This is a genomic window from Halopseudomonas sp. SMJS2 (assembly GCF_029866945.1).
GTDB lineage: Bacteria > Pseudomonadota > Gammaproteobacteria > Pseudomonadales > Pseudomonadaceae > Halopseudomonas > Halopseudomonas bauzanensis.
The window spans coordinates 2,872,479-2,889,813 of sequence record NZ_CP123445.1 but is presented as its reverse complement, the minus strand read 5'-3'; the positions used below and the strand labels follow the sequence as shown (position 1 = coordinate 2,889,813).

Here is a 17,335-nt window from a genome sequence, read left to right as displayed (position 1 = left end):
GCTCCTCCCTACACTCTGCTCATTGCTTGATCTCCCAATAATTACAACAGGAGGAGAAATGAGGATCACCCACCCACGTCGGGTTGGTATCGGCATGGCGAGTCTGCTCGCCGTCTGGGCACTGTCGATGTTTGCCCATGCCCATGCCCATGCCGATGCCCGCAGCGATTCACTGATTGTTGCTCTGGCCATGCCGCTGACGACCGTCGACCGGCTTTATTCCGTACAGCGCGAAGGACTGGTCCTGGCCCAGCTGACCGATGACGGCCTGTTTCATGTGGATCCCGATACCCTGGAGTTCGTCCCGCTGGCGGCCGCCTCCTATGAGTGGGTTGGCGAGACGCGTCTGGACGTCGTGCTGCGTGACGATGTGACGTTTCACGACGGCAGCCCGCTGACCGCCGATGATGTGGTCTACACCTTTGACTGGGTACTGGATCGCGACTCGGGTACCAGCCGTGGCCCGGTTATCCGTGGCTGGCTGGATCGGGTCGAGAAGATCGACGAACACCGGGTGTCCTTCCACCTCAAGGTGCCTTACCCGATGGCGCTGCGCGACATGGCCGTGAGTGTGCCGTTGCGCAAGCAGGGCACCTATGCCCATACCGGCACCCGGGCAGTCGAGCAGCAGCTCAACGGCATCGGTCCTTACCGGGTCACCGGCTTTCGCGCCGGACGCGAGATCGAGCTGACCCGTTTCGAGGATTACTATCAGGCCAGCCCCAAGGCCAATCCGGCGATCAAGTACATGCGGTTCCGGGTCATCCCCGACCAGGGTACGCAGCAGGCGGAGCTGCTCAGCGGCGGCATCGACCTGATGCTGGACGTGCCGCCAGATATCGCGGATAACGTGCGTCATCTACCGAATGTCGAGCGCCTGGAAGGGGATGACATTCGTATCGGCTACATCACCCTGGATGCGGCCGGCTACTCCGATCCCAATACGCCGTTCAAGGACGTGCGGGTGCGCCGTGCACTCAATCATGCGATCAACCGTCAGGCCATTACCCAGTATCTGGTGCGCGGCAGTGCTCAGGCTCTGGACTTCGCCTGCCATCCGCTGCAGTTTGGCTGCGAAGGTACTGGCCCGGTCTATGCCTACGACCCGGACAAGGCCCGCGCACTGCTGACTGAAGCCGGTTATCCGAATGGCTTCAGCTTCGATCTGTGGGCCTACCGCGACAAGGTCATGGGTGAGGCCATCGTCAACGATCTGCGGGCCGTGGGCATCAACGCGAACCTGCGCTACGTGAAGTTGAACGTGTTCTCCAAGGTCCGTAACGACCGCGACATGTCGGCCTTCTTTGCCTCCTATGGCGGTGGCGGCACCGCCGATGCGTCAGCGATCACCGGCGTGCACTTCGTGGCCAGTACCCCACGCAACTATTCCGGCGACGAGGAGCTGGCCGCCACCGTGCTGGCCGCCGAGCGCACCATCGATCCCGAGCGGCGTCGTGAACTGTACCGTCAGGCCTTGGATCGCATTGCCGATCAGGCCTACTGGGTACCGATGTTTTCTTACAGCCAGAATTTCCTGCTGGCGCCCGGCCTCGACCTGTCGGTCCCCAGAGACGGTGTTCCCCGTCTCTGGCAGGCCCGTTGGAGTAATTGATTATGGCGAGTTATATCCTTCGCAGGGGCCTGCTCGCTCTGCTGGTAGCGCTGGTGGTGTCCTTCGGTACCTTCGCGCTGTTCTATTTCGCTACCGATCCGGCACAGACGATTGCCGGTGAGGATGCCCCGCCGGAAATGGTGGAGGAAATCCGTCAGGAGTACGGCTTCGACCGCCCGGTGTCGGTGCAGTACGTGGCCTGGCTGGGTGGCGTGTTCAGGGGCGATTTCGGTGAAAGCTACTTCTGGAAGCAGCCGGTCGGTGAGCTGATCCGCGAGCATGCCGGAGTGACCATCATTCTGGCCCTGTCCTCGCTGATGGTGACCATTCTGATCGCGCTGCCGTTGGGCATTGGGGCGGCGCTCAGACCCAACAGCTGGGTGGACAGGTTCGCACTCTCGACGGCGGTCTCGGCCCAGGCCATCCCCAATTTCTGGCTAGGTCTGATGGTCATCATCCTGTTCGCGGTGATGTTTCCGATCTTCCCGGTCTCGGGTGATGCGACCTGGCGCCATTACGTGCTGCCAGCTCTGGTGCTGGGCGCCAGCTCGGTGCCGGCGGTCATGCGCCTGACCCGCACCGGCCTGCTCGAGGTGCTGGGCGCCGACTACATCCGCACGCCGGGCCAAGGGCTTCATGGGCTATCAGTTGATCTTCCGTCAGGCGCTGCGCAACGCGCTGTTGCCAGTAGTCAGCGTGCTCGCGGTACAGCTTGGCCACAAGCTGGGTGGCTCGGTGGTGACCGAGTCGGTGTTCAGCATGAACGGGCTGGGGCGCCTGGCAGTGGAATCGATTTTCAATTCGGACATTCCGACAGTGCAATCGTTGATTCTGATCTTTGTACTGACCTTTGTACTGCTCACGCTGGCGGCTGACCTGATCAACGCCTGGCTTGACCCGCGGATCCGGATGGGGTGAATGATGACGACAACTAACACAGTGAAGAATCCGCGTTTCATGGCCGAGTCGCAGACCGACGGCGAACAGGTCGATACCGGCCTGGGTCTGAGCCCAGCCAAAGCGGCGCTCAAGCGCGCCCGCGGCCACACCGGACTGAAGATCGGTTTCGGGATCATTCTGCTCATGATCTTCCTGGCGCTGTTCGCGCCCTGGCTGGCGCCGCATGATCCCTACGTACAGAACCTGCCGATGCGTCTTTTGCCGCCGGTCTGGGTCGAGGGCGGCGAGTGGCGTTACCTGTTCGGTACCGACCACCTGGGCCGCGACTACCTGAGCCGCATCATCTACGGCGCCCGCATTTCCCTGGCTATTGGTGTGGGCGCGGCCACCGTGGGCGCCATCATCGGCGTGACACTCGGCCTGCTGGCCGGTTACTTCGGCGGCTGGCTGGACCAGGCGGTCAACTTTCTGGTGACCTGCCAACTGGCAATTCCCAGCCTGCTGCTGATCATGGCGCTGGTATTCGTGATCGGCCAATCGATCACCGTGGTGATCTTCGTGATTGGCGCCACGCACTGGGTGTTCTATCTGGTGGTGACGCGTTCGGCGACGTTACGGTTGCGGGAGATGGACTTCGTTGCCGCTGCGCGGTCGATGGGCTGCAGCCGCTTTCAGGTGGCGGTGCGTGAGGTGCTGCCGAACCTATCCAATCAGATCATGGTGATCTTTACCCTGGAAGTGGCCATCGCGATTCTGAGCGAAGCGACCCTGTCCTTCCTCGGTCTGGGCATTCCCTCGCCGATGCCGTCCTGGGGCTTGATGATCGCCGAGGGCAAGACCTCAATGTTCTTCCAGCCCTGGCTGGTGGTGCTGCCTGGCCTGGCGCTGTTCATGCTGGTGATTGCAGTCAATTTGCTCGGTGATGGCGTGCGCGACGTCACTGTCACGGACCGGAGAAGCTGATATGAACACGCAATCACTGTTGGATATCCGCAATCTGTCGGTCGAGATTCCGACTGAGTCGAGCACGCTGAAGGCGGTCCGGGGTGTTGATCTGGAGCTCAAGCGCGGCGAAACCCTGGGTATCGTCGGCGAGTCTGGTTCGGGCAAGTCGATGACCGCGCTGGCCATGATGAGCCTCTTGCCCCCGGCGGCCCGGCGCTCTGCGGCTTGCATCAATTTCGATGGCGCGGACCTGATGCAGGCCAGCGAGCATGACTTTGCCGTGCAGGTACGCGGGCAGCGCATCGGCATGATCTTCCAGGAGCCGATGACCAGCCTGAACCCGGTCTACAGCATTGGCCGGCAGTTGAAGGAAACCATGACGTTGCACCGCAAGGTCTCGGAGTCCGAGGCCGAGGCGCGGGCGGTTTATCTGCTGGAAAAGGTCGGGCTGCCCGATCCGGCCAGTCGCCTCAAGCAGTATCCGCATGAGCTCTCCGGTGGCCAGCGTCAGCGCGTGATGATCGCCATGGCGCTGATGAACGAACCTGAGCTGCTGATCGCCGACGAGCCAACCACGGCGCTGGACGTGACCATCCAGGCGCAGATCCTGCGCCTGCTTCGCGACCTGCAGCAGGAGCTGGGCATGTCGATGATCCTGATCACCCATGATCTGGGCGTGGTGTCGCGGGCGGCGGACAAGATTGCGGTGATGTACGCGGGTGATATCGTCGAGACCGGTACCACGCAGGAGGTGCTGTTGAACCCTCGCCATCCCTATACCCAGGGGCTGCTGGAATGCGTGCCCGGTTACCGCAATGGCGCGTTGAAACGCCTCGGCTCCATCCCTGGTATCGTGCCCTCGATGACCGGTACCATTCAGGGCTGCGCTTTTGCCTCGCGCTGCCCGCGTGTGGTGGAGTCCTGCAGGACGCAAACGCCGCCTAGTCAGGAAATCGGCCCGCAGCGCATGTACGTCTGCCACGACCCGCAGGAAACACGCGGCTGGCAGCCCAGCCCGGTTGTGCCCACGAATCAGGACGTCCTGGTGTCGCCGAGCCAGAGTCGGACGCCGATCCTGTCTGTGGACTCGGTCAGTTGCACCTTTTCGGTACGCCGCGGCATGTTCGGCAAGTGCATACCGCTGCGCGCGATGAATGACATCAGTCTGCAGGTCAACAAGGGTGAGGTGCTGGCGCTGGTTGGCGAATCTGGCTGCGGCAAGACCACCCTGACCCGCACCATCATGGGCTTGCAGCAGCCGGATACCGGGTCGGTGATCCTCAATGGCCAGCGCATTGAAAGCCTGCCGGCGATGCAGCGGGCGCGGATGATTCAGCCGATCTTTCAGGACCCTTATTCGTCGCTGAATCCGCGCAAGACAATTGGCGAGATCATCGGCAAACCGCTGGCGGTGCATAAGCTCGGCAGCCGCCAGGAGCAACTGGCGAAGACCTACAGCATGATGGAGCTGGTCGGCCTGCCGCGCCGGGTATTCAACAGTTATCCGAACCAGCTGTCCGGCGGCCAGCGGCAGCGCGCAGCGATTGGTCGGGCGCTGATCATGCGGCCGGAGGTGGTGATTTGCGACGAGCCGACTTCGGCGCTAGACGTGTCGGTGCAGGCGCAGATTCTCAACCTGCTGCTCGACCTGCGTGATGAGCTGGACCTGACCTATCTGTTCGTCACCCACAACCTCTCCGTGGTGCAGCACATGGCTGACCGGGTGGCGGTGATGTACCTGGGTGAAATCGTCGAGTGCGGCAATCGCGATGATGTGATGCTTAATCCGCGGCATCCCTACACCCGCGCCCTGATGGATTCGGCCCTGAGTATTGCCCCGGGCGAGATAGTGCCCGACCTGGGCCTGTCCGGTGACTTTCCCAACCCGATGAATCGGCCTACCGGCTGCGCCTTCAATCCGCGCTGCCCGATAGCCGAACAGGTCTGCCGCGAGCGTACGCCAGCACCGGAAATCATCGGTAGCAGCCTGGTCAGATGCTGGAAGGCGCAGCCCTCCAGTGACTGTCCCACAGCGTGATCAAACAATAATACAAAGGACCCCTGTCATGAAAATGCGCGCCTTGTTGTTCGTTGGTATTCTTTCCCTGCTGGCCGGTTGTTCGTCGGTCTCGATCAATACACCCTATGTTCCGCTGAGTTTCGGTGATCGTAACGGCTCCATTGAGGTGGCGGCGGGTACCCCGGACAAGCCGGTGACCATGCGCGTCTTCTATTCGCAGCCGCGGCAAATGCGCCCGGATACGCCGGTGGTGATCGTCATGCATGGCGGCCGTCGCGACGCGAATGTGTACCGCGATATCTGGGCCCGTTACGCGACGCAATATGACGTGCTGGTGGTGGCCCCGGAAATCTCGGAACAGGACTTCCCCACGGGCTGGGGCTACCAGGCGGGTAACTGGGTTACCCGCGATTCGTCATCGCTGGATGCGTCCAAGGGCCAGCGAATTCCGCGCCAGCAATCTTCCTTTGCTGCGGTGGAGCGCGCTTTCGATCAGGTGCGTCAGGAATTCGGCCTGGAGGCTGAGCAATACGATATCTACGGCCACGGTGGTGGTGCCCAGTTCGTCCACCGGATGGTGATGCTCTGGCCGGAAGCGCGTATCCGCACGGCGGTGGCCGCCAACGCCGGTAACTACACCTTCCCCGATGACAGTCTGCCGCTGCGCTACGGCCTGCAGAACACCGGTATCGATGACCAGAGCCTGGCGCGTTCCTACGCTCAGCGTCTGGTAATCATGCTAGGTACGGCCGATGACGACCCCCATCACCGGATTCTCAATCGCACAGATGTAGCGATGGCTCAGGGGCCGCATCGCTTGGCGCGAGGCAAGCGCTTCTACGCCGTTTCCAAGGCCAAGGCCGAGGAACTTGGCACCGAGTTCAACTGGGAGGTCGAGACCGTCTACGACGTCGGTCACGATGCGCAGCGCATGGCGCCGGCAGGGGCGCGTCTGCTGTTGGCGGGTAAGCGCGAGCGTGCACTGATCTCGACCCATTAATGCTACAGCGGAATGCCGAGAGTGGGCGTTTCGTTCCGAAACCCTGCTGCAAACAACTGTGAATCGTTAGCCGGCCCGATGCCAGGTCGGTAGAACATCGTCAGTAAGGAAGTCATACATGAATCAAACGAGCAAGGTCAGCAACCCGGCGGCGCGCTCCAGCGTCATGCTCGAGCATGGCCGCATCACTTATCTCGGGCGCGGCGACGGCGAGCCCATGGTGCTGCTGCATGGCATCAATGGCAATGCCAGCAGTTGGGAGCCGCAACTGGAAGCTTTCTCGGCCAGCGGGCGCGTGATCGCCTGGGATGCGCCCGGTTATGGTGGCTCGGATGTGGTCGGTGACGATCTCACCGATCTGGCCCGCGCAGCGATTGCCTTTATCCGTCGGGTATCGGTGGTCCCGGTCACGCTGGTGGGACACTCCATGGGCGGGCTGGTGGCGATGAAGGTGGCGATTCTGGCACCGTCGCTGGTCAAGCGTCTGGTGTTGTCCTGCACCCATCCTGGCCATGCCTTGAGCCGTCAAGGCGAGGCCGGCGAGCGCTACAAGCGTCGTCTGCATGAGCTGAGCAATCTGCCGCCGGAGGAATACGGCCAGCGCCGGGCCAAAGGCATGTTGCCGGTCGGTACCGCTGCGGCAGTCTTCCAGCGCGTTGCCGAGATTGCTGCCGAGTCGCGCCTGGAGGGCGTCTCGGCAGCGGCTTGGGCGATCCAGACGGTCGACCTCAAGCCGGAACTGGTGCGTATCCAGGCGCCGACGCTGGTGATCACCTGTGATCAGGATACGGTTGCCCCGTTGGTCAAGGCTCAGCCGCTGCTGGAGTCGATTCCCGATGTGCGCCATCTCGAGTTGTCCGGGCTGGGACATGCGCCTTATCTGGAAGACCCGAGCCGATTCAACGCTGCGCTGGTGGAGTTTCTGGCGTCAGCCTAACGGACAACCGGTCTGTTCAGCCAGGCCTTAAAGATACTTAGGCTTGGCTGTATGTTGAGGTGGCGCTGGTCAACAGCTTGGCCGGTATCGGTATGATCCCGCTCGAGGCCGAAAGGGAGACCCCCCTAAAGGGCAGCGCTGAGTGTAGCGACCGGCCGCAACGCTAGCGTTGGCTCACGGTGCGCTATCGGTGCCACAGCTCCGTTGCTCGGCTGAATCATCTAAGCGTTGTCCGGCAGGTCGGTGGCCAGATGTTGGTCTTTCGCCCTTATGCCGTCGATCAGCGTTTCATCGACGCCGGCAGGTGTGGCTGGATGGCCGTCAGCACCGCCTTGAAGCATTTCGGGTTGCCGGCCACGATGTGGCCCTTGTCCAGAAAATGGTTGTCACCGGTGAAGTCGCTCAGCAGTCCGCCGGCTTCCTGAATCAGCAGGCTGCCTGCGGCCATGTCCCATTCAGCCAGACCGAATTCCCAGAAGGCGTCATAGCGGCCGGCGGCGACGTAGGCCAGATCGAGGCTGGCGGCGCCGCAACGGCGAATGCCGGCGGTCTGGCCGACCAGGCTGCGGAACATGCCCAGGTAGTTGTCCAGCGACTCGGTCTGGTCTTCACGGAACGGGAAGCCGGTGCCGAGCAGGGCGCCTTCCAGGCTCTTGCGGGCACTGACGCGCAGACGCTTGCCGTTCAGTGCGGCGCCGCGGCCGCGGCTGGCGGTGAATTCTTCCTGGCGTACCGGGTCCAGGACCACGGCATGCTCGATGCGGCCCTTGATGCGGCAGGCAATGCTGACGGCGAAATGCGGTACGCCGCGCAGGAAGTTGGTGGTACCGTCCAATGGATCGATGATCCAGACGATGTCAGCGCCCTCGCCGTGGCCGGGCTGGAAGCCCGATTCCTCGGCATGGATGCCGTGATCCGGATAAGTCTTGCGGAGTTGCTGGATGATGACCTGTTCCGCAGCCCGATCCACTTCGCTGACGTAGTCGTTAGCTTCTTTCTCGCTGACGGTCAGGACATCCAGCCTTTCCATGGAGCGATAAATCAATTCTCCGGCGCTGCGCGCGGCGCGCAGGGCGATGTTCAACATGGGCTGCATACGGGGGCATCTCTGAATGGAAGTACGAAAAGCCGGACATTATAGCAGGGTTGCCGGGCAAACTGAAAAAAAGCGTCGTAGTCAGTAGGGGGCGGATTTTAGTAAGATGCAGGGCTCTTCTATTTGCAGTGCAACCCTGGAGTGTCCGTGTTCGACAAAATTCGCGTGGTTCTGGTCAACACCAGTCATCCGGGTAACATCGGCGGCGCTGCGCGCGCCATGAAAAATATGGGCTTGCGCCAGCTGGTGCTGGTCGACCCGCAGCGTTTTCCCGATCCCGACGCCACCTCCCGTGCCTCCGGCGCCGATGATGTGCTGGCCAATGCACGGGTGGTCGCTACCCTGGAAGAGGCATTGGCCGACTGCGTACTGGTGCTCGGCACCAGCGCCCGGGACCGGCGCATCCCCTGGCCGGTGGTCGACCCGCGGGAGGCGGCCGACAAGGTGCTGGATCAACTGGAAGGTCCGGCTGCCGGCCCGATTGCCCTGGTCTTCGGCCGTGAGGATTCGGGTCTGACCAGCGACGAGCTACAGCGCTGTCAGTTCCATGTGCATATTCCCTCGGACCCGGCCTTCAGCTCGCTGAACCTGGCCACCGCTGTACAGGTGCTGGCCTATGAGCTGCGCATGCAAAGCCTGCAGCGTCAGGGGCAGCCGACCAAGATGCACAAGATAGAAACCACCGCGCTGGACAACGAAGTGCCGGCCACCGCCGAGCAGATGGAGCAGTTCTATGCGCATCTTGAGCAGGTGCTGGTTGAAATCGGCTTCCTCGACCCCCAGCATCCCAGGAAGCTGATGCCCCGTTTGCGTCGTCTGTACGGGCGTATCCATCCCAATCTCGTCGAGATGAACATTCTGCGCGGCATCTTGACCGAAACCCAGAAAGCCATCGGCGTCCAGGCGTCCGGTGCGCGGAGACGTTAAGCATGTTCGACAGAATGAAGGAAGATATCGCCAGCGTATTCCATCGCGATCCCGCGGCCCGCAACAAGCTTGAAGTGCTGTTCTGCTATCCCGGCCTGCATGCCATCTGGTTCCACCGCCTGGCCCATTGCCTGTGGGTGCGCGATGCGCGGCTGCTGGCGCGCATGGTGTCCAACCTCGGGCGCTGGCTGACGGGTATCGAGATCCATCCCGGCGCCACGGTGGGCCGCCGGTTCTTCATCGACCACGGCATGGGCGTGGTGATCGGCGAAACCGCCGAGATCGGTAATGACGTGACCCTGTATCAGGGCGTGACTCTGGGCGGTACCAGCTGGAACAAAGGCAAACGCCACCCGACCTTGGAAGACGGTGTGGTGGTGGGCGCCGGGGCCAAGGTGCTGGGGCCGTTCACCGTCGGCAAAGGCGCCAAGATCGGTTCAAACGCCGTGGTCACCAAGGCGGTGCCGGCCGGTGCCACCGCGGTGGGGATTCCCGGACGCATCATCGTCAGGGAGGAGGCCGTCACGGAGCAGCAGGTCAAGCGCCAGGCGATGGCTGAAAAGATCGGCTTCGATGCCTATGGCGAGACCCGCGACATGCCTGACCCGGTCGCCCGTTCCATTGGGCTGATGCTCGATCACATGCATGCGGTCGATGGTCGTATCGAGAGCATGTGCGAGGCCCTGAAGGAGCTGGGTAGCGATTACTGCGCCCGCGACCTGCCAAAACTGGATACCGAGGATTTTGAAGCGCTCATGGATGATGCGGAGCCCGAGCCGTCCAAGCCGGACGCTGACTCGTCTGCACCGCGCTGAGGTGTTGCCATGAAACTGCCGATTTATCTGGACTATGCTGCCACCACGCCGGTCGACCCGCTGGTGGCAGAAAAAATGTGTACCTGTCTGACCATGGATGGCAACTTTGCCAACCCAGCCTCGCGCTCGCATCTGTATGGCTGGCAAGCCGAGGAAGCAGCCGAGCTGGCGCGGCGTCAGGTCGCCGACCTGGTCGGCGCCGATCCGCGGGAAATCGTCTGGACCTCTGGTGCCACCGAATCTGACAATCTGGCAATCAAGGGCGCCGCCCGGGCCTTTGCCGAGCGTGGCCGCCACATCATTACCTCGCAGATCGAACACAAGGCGGTGATCGACAGCTGCCGGCAATTGGAGCGGGAAGGCTTCGAGGTCACTTATCTCAAGCCGGATAGCGACGGTCTGATCGGCGTTGAACAACTGCAGGCCGCGCTGCGCGAAGACACCATCCTGGTGTCGCTGATGCACGTCAACAACGAGATTGGGGTGGTCAACGATATTGCGGCGCTGGGCGCGCTGGTGCGCGAGCGGGGGATTCTGTTCCATGTCGATGCGGCGCAGTCCACTGGCAAGCTACCGATCAACCTCAAGCAACTGCCGGTTGATTTGATGTCATTCAGCGCCCACAAGAGCTATGGCCCCAAGGGTATTGGTGCGCTCTATGTGCGCCGTTCACCGGATGTGCGCATCGAGGCGCTGATCCATGGCGGCGGTCACGAGCGCGGCATGCGCTCGGGCACCCTGGCGCCCCATCAACTGGTCGGCATAGGGGAGGCCTTCGCCCTGGCCGGTGCACAAATGAAAGCCGAGAACGAGCGCATTTCCGCGTTACGTGACCAACTGCTCGAAGGGCTGGCAAGCCTGGACGGGATGTCGCTCAACGGCTCCGCACAGCAGCGGGTGCCGCACAACCTGAACCTGGCCTTTACCGGCGTGGATGGGGAGCTGCTGTTGCTGGCTCTGCGCGATCTGGCGCTGTCCACCGGTTCGGCCTGCACATCGGCCTCGGTCGAGCCATCCTATGTGCTGCGTGCCATTGGCCTGCCGGATGAGCTGGCGCACAGCTCCATCCGTCTGTCGCTGGGTCGGTTCACTACCGAGGCAGAGGTCCAGCACGCCGCCGAGGTGCTGTGCAAAGCGGTATCGCGCCTGCGTCAGAGCAGGTAAATACGGCGTTGCAACTCGATTGCAGCGCCTGTTACGTATTTGCAGTCAACCTGCGTATAATCTGCGGGTTGACACCCCTTTATTTATCATCCAACCCCATTTCTCTGGAGAGTTTCATGGCCGTAGAACGTACCCTGTCCATTATCAAGCCCGATGCCGTAGCCAAGAACGTGATTGGTCAGATCCTGAGCCGCTTCGAGCAGGCTGGTCTGAGCATCGTTGCGGCCAAGATGGTTCAACTGTCCCAGGCTGATGCCGAAGGTTTCTACGCCGAGCACAAAGAGCGTCCGTTCTTCAAGGATCTGGTCAGCTTCATGACTTCCGGCCCGGTGGTCGTCCAGGTGCTGGAAGGCGAAGGCGCGGTACTGAAGAACCGTGACCTGATGGGCGCTACCAACCCGAAGGAAGCCGCTGCTGGCACCATTCGCGCTGACTTCGCCGAGTCCATCGATGCCAACGCCGTTCACGGTTCGGACTCCACGACCTCCGCTGCCCGCGAAATCGGCTACTTCTTCGCCGAAACCGAGCTGTGCCAGCGCACCCGCTGAGCCCTGCCAAAGACACCAACTGAGTGATGGATTGCAATGACTGAGACCACCGGCAAGATCAACCTGCTGGGCCTGACACAGCCGAAACTGGAAGCTTTTTTCGAAGAGCTCGGGGAGAAGCGTTTTCGTGCCGGGCAGGTCATGAAGTGGATCCATCACTTCGGTGTCGACAATTTTGATGACATGACCAATGTCGGCAAGGCCCTGCGCGACAAGCTCAAGGCCCGCGCCGAAATTCGCGGCCCGGAAGTGGTCAGCGAGGATATTTCCAAGGATGGCACGCGCAAGTGGGTCGTGCGCGTGGCATCGGGCAGTTGCGTCGAGACTGTGTACATTCCGCAGAATGGCCGCGGCACCTTGTGTGTCTCGTCCCAGGCGGGGTGTGCCCTGGATTGCAGTTTCTGCTCCACCGGCAAGCAGGGCTTCAACAGCGATCTGACCGCTGCCGAAATCATCGGCCAGGTGTGGATCGCCAACAAATCCTTCGGCACCGTGCCGGCCAAGGTCGATCGGGCCATCACCAACGTGGTGATGATGGGCATGGGTGAACCGCTGCTCAACTTCGACAATGTCGTCGATGCCATGACGCTGATGATGGACGACCTGGGCTATGGTATTTCCAAGCGCAAGGTGACTCTGTCCACCTCGGGCGTAGTGCCGATGATCGAGAAGCTGGGTAAGGTCACCGATGTGGCGCTTGCCCTGTCGCTGCATGCGCCCAACGACGAACTGCGCAATCAACTGGTGCCGCTGAACAAGAAGTACCCGTTAGCGGTATTGCTGCCGGCCTGCAACAATTACATCGCCGGGCTGGGTGAAAAGCGCTATCTGACCATCGAGTACACCTTGCTCAAGGACGTCAATGACCAGCCGGAGCACGCTCGCCAGATGATCGAGCTGCTGCGCGAGACGCCTTGCAAGATCAACCTGATTCCCTTCAACCCCTTTCCCCATTCCGGCTACGAGCGGCCGAGCAACAATGCCATCCGCCGCTTCCAGGACCTGCTGCACAACGCCGGCTACAACGTCACGGTGCGCACCACGCGGGGTGAGGATATCGATGCAGCATGCGGACAGCTGGTCGGCCAGGTCATGGACAGGACCCGGCGCAGTGAACGCTATATTGCGGTACGCCAGCTTGCCGAAGAGCAAGTTGAGATTACGCCGTCGACAAATCGCCGATAACATCCAGCCGAGGAACGATTGTGATGAGCAAGCATATTGTCGTGATCTGGTTATTGAGCCTGGTGCTCAGTGGCTGTGTGACCACCACCGACCAGCCGACCCGCAAGACCGATCCCGCCGAAGCGCGGGACGCTTATATCCAGCTGGGGCTGGGTTATCTGCAGAAAGGTGAGACCGAACGAGCCAAGGCGCCCCTGAGTGAAGCGTTGAAGATCGATCCGCGCTCTGAGTCGGCCAACGTTGCCCTCGCTCTGGTCTTCCAGCAGGAAGGGGAAGCTCCGCTGGCGGACAAGCATTTTCGCGCGGCGCTGGCCAGCGCACCGAACAATGCCCGCATACTGAACAACTACGGCGCCTTTCTTCTGGAACAGCAGCGTAACGATGAGGCGCTCAAGTACTTCCAGCGCGCCGCGGAAGACACCTTCTACGTCGAACGCTCGCGGGTATTCGAGAATCTGGGGTTGACCTACAAGCGTCTGCAGCAGCCTGAAGAAGCCAAGGCGGCCTTCGAGCGGGCGCTGCGTCTGAACAGCCGCCAGCCGCTGGCTTTGCTTGAGCTGGCCCGGCTGGAATTCGCCGAGCAGAATTTCGTGCCGGCGTGGAACCACTATCTGAACTTCAGCCAGATATCGGCGCAGAACGCACCGAGTCTGTGGCTGGGCGTTCAGTTGGCGCGGCGCTTCAATGATCATAACCGCGCCGCCAGTTACGCACTGCAGCTGCGCCGGCTGTATCCGGCCAGCCCGGAAGCCCGTGCCCTGCTTGAGTCGGAGCAGTCCTGATGACCGACGAAATGGAAACCGCAACGGGCGCTCAGAACGCCGCACGGATCAATCCCGGCGAATTGCTGCGCGATGAGCGCGAGCGGGTCGGCTTTACCGCCGATGAGGTGGCAACCCACCTGCGTCTGACCCGCGCCACCTTGGGCTATCTGGAAGACGGCAAGTTTGATCGCCTGCCAGGAGATACCTTCGCCCGCGGCTACGTGCGGGCCTATGCGCGTTTGCTGAAACTCGACCCGAGCCGGTTCGTTGAGCACTACGACCGCTATGTCGGCATCGACGCCCGGGAAAGCCGCGTGAGCACCATCGATAAGGTGGACGTCAAACCCAAGCGTGGCGCGCGGCTGGTCATGACGCTCAGCACGGTGCTGATCGTGGTCATTATGCTGGCGTTGGGTCTGTGGTGGTGGAACGTGAGTCGTGAAGCGACTACCCAGGTGCGGGAAGCCGGCGCCATGGACGACGTGCAGGTGGACTCGATGGTGCTGCCGGACAGCTTCAGCCAGCCGGGCGGCGATGAGCTGGCCATAAGCGGCCCGGCGATTGAGATCCCGGCGGCAGATGCTCCTGCTGCGAATGCCGAACCCCAGCCTGACGAATCGACTGCAACCGCGCCGCAGGTGGATGCGGATCAGGCAGCCAGCACGGCGACTGACGAGGCAGCCCAATCATCACCGGCTCCTGCTGCTGAGCCTGTTGCGCCGGAAGCGCCTGCAGCAGTCAGTCAGAATGGCCTGGTGATGAGTTTCTCCGGCAACTGCTGGGTGCAGGTCAGCACCACCGATGGGCGAGTGTTGCACAGCGGCCAGATGCAGCAGGGTCAGACGCTGAATATCGACCGCGAGGGTCCGCTGGACCTGGTGATAGGAGCAGCCAGTGCGGTGTCGAGGATGGAATATAATGGGCAGCCAGTCGAGCTCACGAGCAATGCCAGTTCCGGCGTTGCGCGACTTCGCCTGGGCCAGTAAGAGGTAACGCAATGCATCAGCAATCCCCGGTCAAACGCAGAAAATCACGCCAGATCCGCGTAGGCTCGGTGCTGGTGGGCGGCGACGCGCCCATCTCCGTACAGAGCATGACCAACACCGAAACCTGCGATGTGGCAGCTACTGTGGGCCAGATTCGCCAGCTTGAAGCGGTTGGCGCCGATATCGTGCGCGTGTCCGTGCCGAGCATGGAAGCCGCCGAAGCCTTCGGCGAAATCCGCAAGCAGGTGAGCATGCCGCTGGTGGCCGATATCCATTTCGACTACAAGATCGCACTGCGGGTGGCCGAGTTGGGTGTTGACTGTCTGCGCATCAACCCGGGCAACATCGGTCGCGAAGACCGGATTCGCGCCGTGGTCGATGCCGCGCGCCACCACGGCATTCCGATCCGCATCGGCGTCAACGCCGGTTCGCTGGAAAAGGACCTGCAGAAGAAGTATGGCGAACCGACCCCGGAAGCTTTGCTGGAGTCCGCGCTGCGCCATGTCGATCATTTCGACAAGCTGGACTTTCAGGACTTCAAGGTCAGCGTGAAAGCCTCCGACGTGTTCATGGCCGTTGGCGCCTACCGCTTGCTGGCCGCGCAGATCGAGCAACCGCTGCACCTGGGCATCACCGAGGCCGGTGGCCTGCGCTCGGGCACAGTGAAGTCCTCGGTCGGCCTGGGCATGCTGCTGGCTGAAGGCATCGGCGACACCATCCGTATTTCCCTGGCGGCCGATCCGGTCCAGGAAATCAAGGTCGGCTTCGACATTCTCAAGTCTCTGCGCCTGCGCTCACGTGGCATCAACTTCATCGCCTGCCCCAGCTGCTCGCGGCAGAATTTTGATGTGGTCAAGACCATGAACGAGCTGGAAGCACGCTTGGACGACGTGGTCGTGCCGCTGGACGTGGCGGTTATCGGTTGCGTAGTCAATGGCCCGGGCGAAGCCAAGGAAGCCGATATCGGCCTGGCCGGTGGCTCGCCGAACAATCTGGTCTATGTCGACGGGGCGCCGAGCCAGAAGGTGACCAACGACGACATGGTGGACCGCCTGGAAAAACTGATTCGCGACAAGATTGCTGCCAAGCAGGCGTTGGATGACAACACCATCGCCCGCGGTTGAGCAGTTGGTAGCAGACAAGGAATAACGATTTTGAAGAACTTGCAAGCCGTGCGCGGCATGAACGACATCCTGCCCGCCGACAGTGCGCTGTGGCAATATTTTGAAGCTACCGTGGGCAAGGTCCTGGCCGGTTACGGCTATCAGCAGATCCGTCTGCCGATCGTCGAGCCCACCGAGCTGTTCAAACGCTCCATCGGCGAGGTCACTGACATCGTCGAAAAGGAAATGTACACCTTCGCCGACCGTAACGGCGACTCGTTGACTCTGCGCCCCGAAGGTACCGCCGGGTGTGTGCGTGCGATGCTCGAACACGGCCTGCTCGGTGGCGGCGTCAGTCACAAGGTCTGGTACACCGGGCCGATGTTCCGCCATGAGCGGCCGCAGAAAGGCCGTTATCGGCAGTTCCATCAGGTGGGAGTGGAAACCTTCAACCTGGGTGGCCCCGATATCGATGCCGAACTGATCATCCTGAGCTGGCGCCTGTGGCGTATGCTCGGGCTGGACGAGGCGGTGACTCTGGAGCTCAACAGTCTCGGCTCCAGCGCCGACCGGGCCCGTTATCGGGACGATCTGGTCGCCTACCTGCGCGAGCGCTTCGAGCAACTGGATGAAGACAGCCAGCGCCGCCTCGACAGCAATCCACTGCGGGTACTGGACAGCAAGAACCCCGATACCCAGGCTCTGTTGGCCGACGCGCCGAAGCTCGCCGATTACCTGAATGATGAGGCTCGCGCTCATTTCGAGGGCCTGCGCGCGCTGCTGGACGCTGCCGGCATTCCCTATGTAATCAATCCCCGGCTGGTCCGCGGACTGGATTACTACGGACTGACAGTGTTTGAATGGGTCACTGACCGGCTCGGGGCCCAGGGCACCGTCTGTGCTGGCGGTCGTTATGATGGCCTGGTCGAGCAGCTCGGCGGCAAGCCGGCGCCGGCGGTAGGCTTTGCCATGGGCATCGAACGCCTGCTGCTGCTGATCGAGACCCTTGGCAAGGTGCCCGCCGAACTGTCCCGGCAGGTTGATGTCTATCTGGTCACTCTGGGCACTGAAACACAGCAGCCGGCTATCCGTCTGGCTGAACAGCTGCGCGACGCCTTGCCCGGCATACGTCTGGTAGTGCATTGTGGCGGCGGCAGTTTCAAGAGCCAGTTCAAGAAGGCCGACAAATCCGGCGCACTGTACGCGCTGATTCTCGGTGAAGAAGAAGCAGCAGCGGGGCAGGTTGGCTTCAAGCCCCTGCGTGGCGACGGCGAGCAGCTGACGCTGGCCTGGGATGCGGTGCCTGAACAACTGCGCAAGGTTTTGCAGTAAT

General features: G+C 61.9%; 16 protein-coding genes. 15 read left to right on the top strand and 1 reads right to left on the bottom strand.

Annotation, left to right across the window (positions count from 1 at the left end):
• Positions 1-58: 58 nt before the first annotated feature.
• From QAO71_RS13600 to QAO71_RS13575, 6 genes are all read left to right on the top strand, one after another.
• Positions 59-1,612, top strand: coding sequence for an ABC transporter substrate-binding protein (locus QAO71_RS13600; RefSeq protein ID WP_280164689.1), 1,554 nt, complete (start codon positions 59-61; stop codon positions 1,610-1,612).
• A 2-nt stretch (positions 1,613-1,614) separates the two neighbouring features.
• The gene (locus QAO71_RS13595; protein ID WP_348273397.1) at positions 1,615-2,487 is read left to right on the top strand and encodes an ABC transporter permease; all 873 of its coding nucleotides are present in this window, start codon (positions 1,615-1,617) and stop codon (positions 2,485-2,487) included.
• A 43-nt stretch (positions 2,488-2,530) separates the two neighbouring features.
• Positions 2,531-3,475 (top strand): ABC transporter permease, encoded by a 945-nt coding sequence (locus QAO71_RS13590; RefSeq protein ID WP_280164688.1) that lies wholly within the window; start codon positions 2,531-2,533, stop codon positions 3,473-3,475.
• Between the two features lies 1 nt (position 3,476).
• On the top strand, positions 3,477-5,495 hold the full coding sequence (locus QAO71_RS13585; RefSeq protein WP_280164687.1) for an ABC transporter ATP-binding protein: 2,019 nt from the start codon (positions 3,477-3,479) through the stop codon (positions 5,493-5,495).
• A gap of 28 nt (positions 5,496-5,523) precedes the next feature.
• Positions 5,524-6,477 carry a hypothetical protein gene (locus QAO71_RS13580; protein WP_280164686.1) on the top strand — a complete coding sequence of 318 codons (954 nt, stop codon included), beginning with the start codon at positions 5,524-5,526 and terminating at the stop codon, positions 6,475-6,477.
• A gap of 118 nt (positions 6,478-6,595) precedes the next feature.
• Positions 6,596-7,414 carry an alpha/beta hydrolase gene (locus QAO71_RS13575; RefSeq protein ID WP_280164685.1) on the top strand — a complete coding sequence of 273 codons (819 nt, stop codon included), beginning with the start codon at positions 6,596-6,598 and terminating at the stop codon, positions 7,412-7,414.
• 280 nt (positions 7,415-7,694) lie between these two features.
• On the opposite strand, the gene suhB is transcribed toward QAO71_RS13575, so the two are convergent.
• Positions 7,695-8,510 (bottom strand): inositol-phosphate phosphatase, encoded by an 816-nt coding sequence (gene suhB, locus QAO71_RS13570; RefSeq protein ID WP_036989367.1) that lies wholly within the window; start codon positions 8,508-8,510, stop codon positions 7,695-7,697.
• A 147-nt stretch (positions 8,511-8,657) separates the two neighbouring features.
• Between suhB and trmJ the strand changes: the two genes are divergently transcribed.
• The 9 genes from trmJ to hisS all read left to right on the top strand — a co-directional run bounded on the left by trmJ (position 8,658) and on the right by hisS (position 17,334).
• The gene (gene trmJ / locus QAO71_RS13565) at positions 8,658-9,437 is read left to right on the top strand and encodes a tRNA (cytosine(32)/uridine(32)-2'-O)-methyltransferase TrmJ (protein WP_036990218.1); all 780 of its coding nucleotides are present in this window, start codon (positions 8,658-8,660) and stop codon (positions 9,435-9,437) included.
• A 2-nt stretch (positions 9,438-9,439) separates the two neighbouring features.
• On the top strand, positions 9,440-10,252 hold the full coding sequence (gene cysE, locus QAO71_RS13560) for a serine O-acetyltransferase (protein WP_036989370.1): 813 nt from the start codon (positions 9,440-9,442) through the stop codon (positions 10,250-10,252).
• A 9-nt stretch (positions 10,253-10,261) separates the two neighbouring features.
• The gene (locus tag QAO71_RS13555) at positions 10,262-11,416 is read left to right on the top strand and encodes an IscS subfamily cysteine desulfurase (RefSeq protein WP_280164684.1); all 1,155 of its coding nucleotides are present in this window, start codon (positions 10,262-10,264) and stop codon (positions 11,414-11,416) included.
• 116 nt (positions 11,417-11,532) lie between these two features.
• Positions 11,533-11,964, top strand: coding sequence for a nucleoside-diphosphate kinase (ndk, locus tag QAO71_RS13550; protein WP_036989372.1), 432 nt, complete (start codon positions 11,533-11,535; stop codon positions 11,962-11,964).
• A 36-nt stretch (positions 11,965-12,000) separates the two neighbouring features.
• Positions 12,001-13,149 carry a 23S rRNA (adenine(2503)-C(2))-methyltransferase RlmN gene (gene rlmN / locus QAO71_RS13545; RefSeq protein ID WP_036989374.1) on the top strand — a complete coding sequence of 383 codons (1,149 nt, stop codon included), beginning with the start codon at positions 12,001-12,003 and terminating at the stop codon, positions 13,147-13,149.
• A gap of 23 nt (positions 13,150-13,172) precedes the next feature.
• Positions 13,173-13,931, top strand: a complete 759-nt coding sequence (pilW, locus tag QAO71_RS13540) for a type IV pilus biogenesis/stability protein PilW (protein ID WP_036989376.1) — start codon at positions 13,173-13,175, stop codon at positions 13,929-13,931.
• Positions 13,931-14,899 carry a RodZ domain-containing protein gene (locus QAO71_RS13535; protein ID WP_280164683.1) on the top strand — a complete coding sequence of 323 codons (969 nt, stop codon included), beginning with the start codon at positions 13,931-13,933 and terminating at the stop codon, positions 14,897-14,899. The genes pilW and QAO71_RS13535 overlap by 1 nt, the downstream gene beginning before the upstream one ends.
• Before the next feature lie 11 nt (positions 14,900-14,910).
• On the top strand, positions 14,911-16,023 hold the full coding sequence (ispG, locus tag QAO71_RS13530) for a flavodoxin-dependent (E)-4-hydroxy-3-methylbut-2-enyl-diphosphate synthase (protein ID WP_036989380.1): 1,113 nt from the start codon (positions 14,911-14,913) through the stop codon (positions 16,021-16,023).
• Between the two features lie 27 nt (positions 16,024-16,050).
• Entirely contained in the window at positions 16,051-17,334 is a 1,284-nt protein-coding gene (gene hisS, locus QAO71_RS13525) for a histidine--tRNA ligase (RefSeq protein ID WP_036989382.1), read from the top strand.
• Position 17,335: the final 1 nt, after the last annotated feature.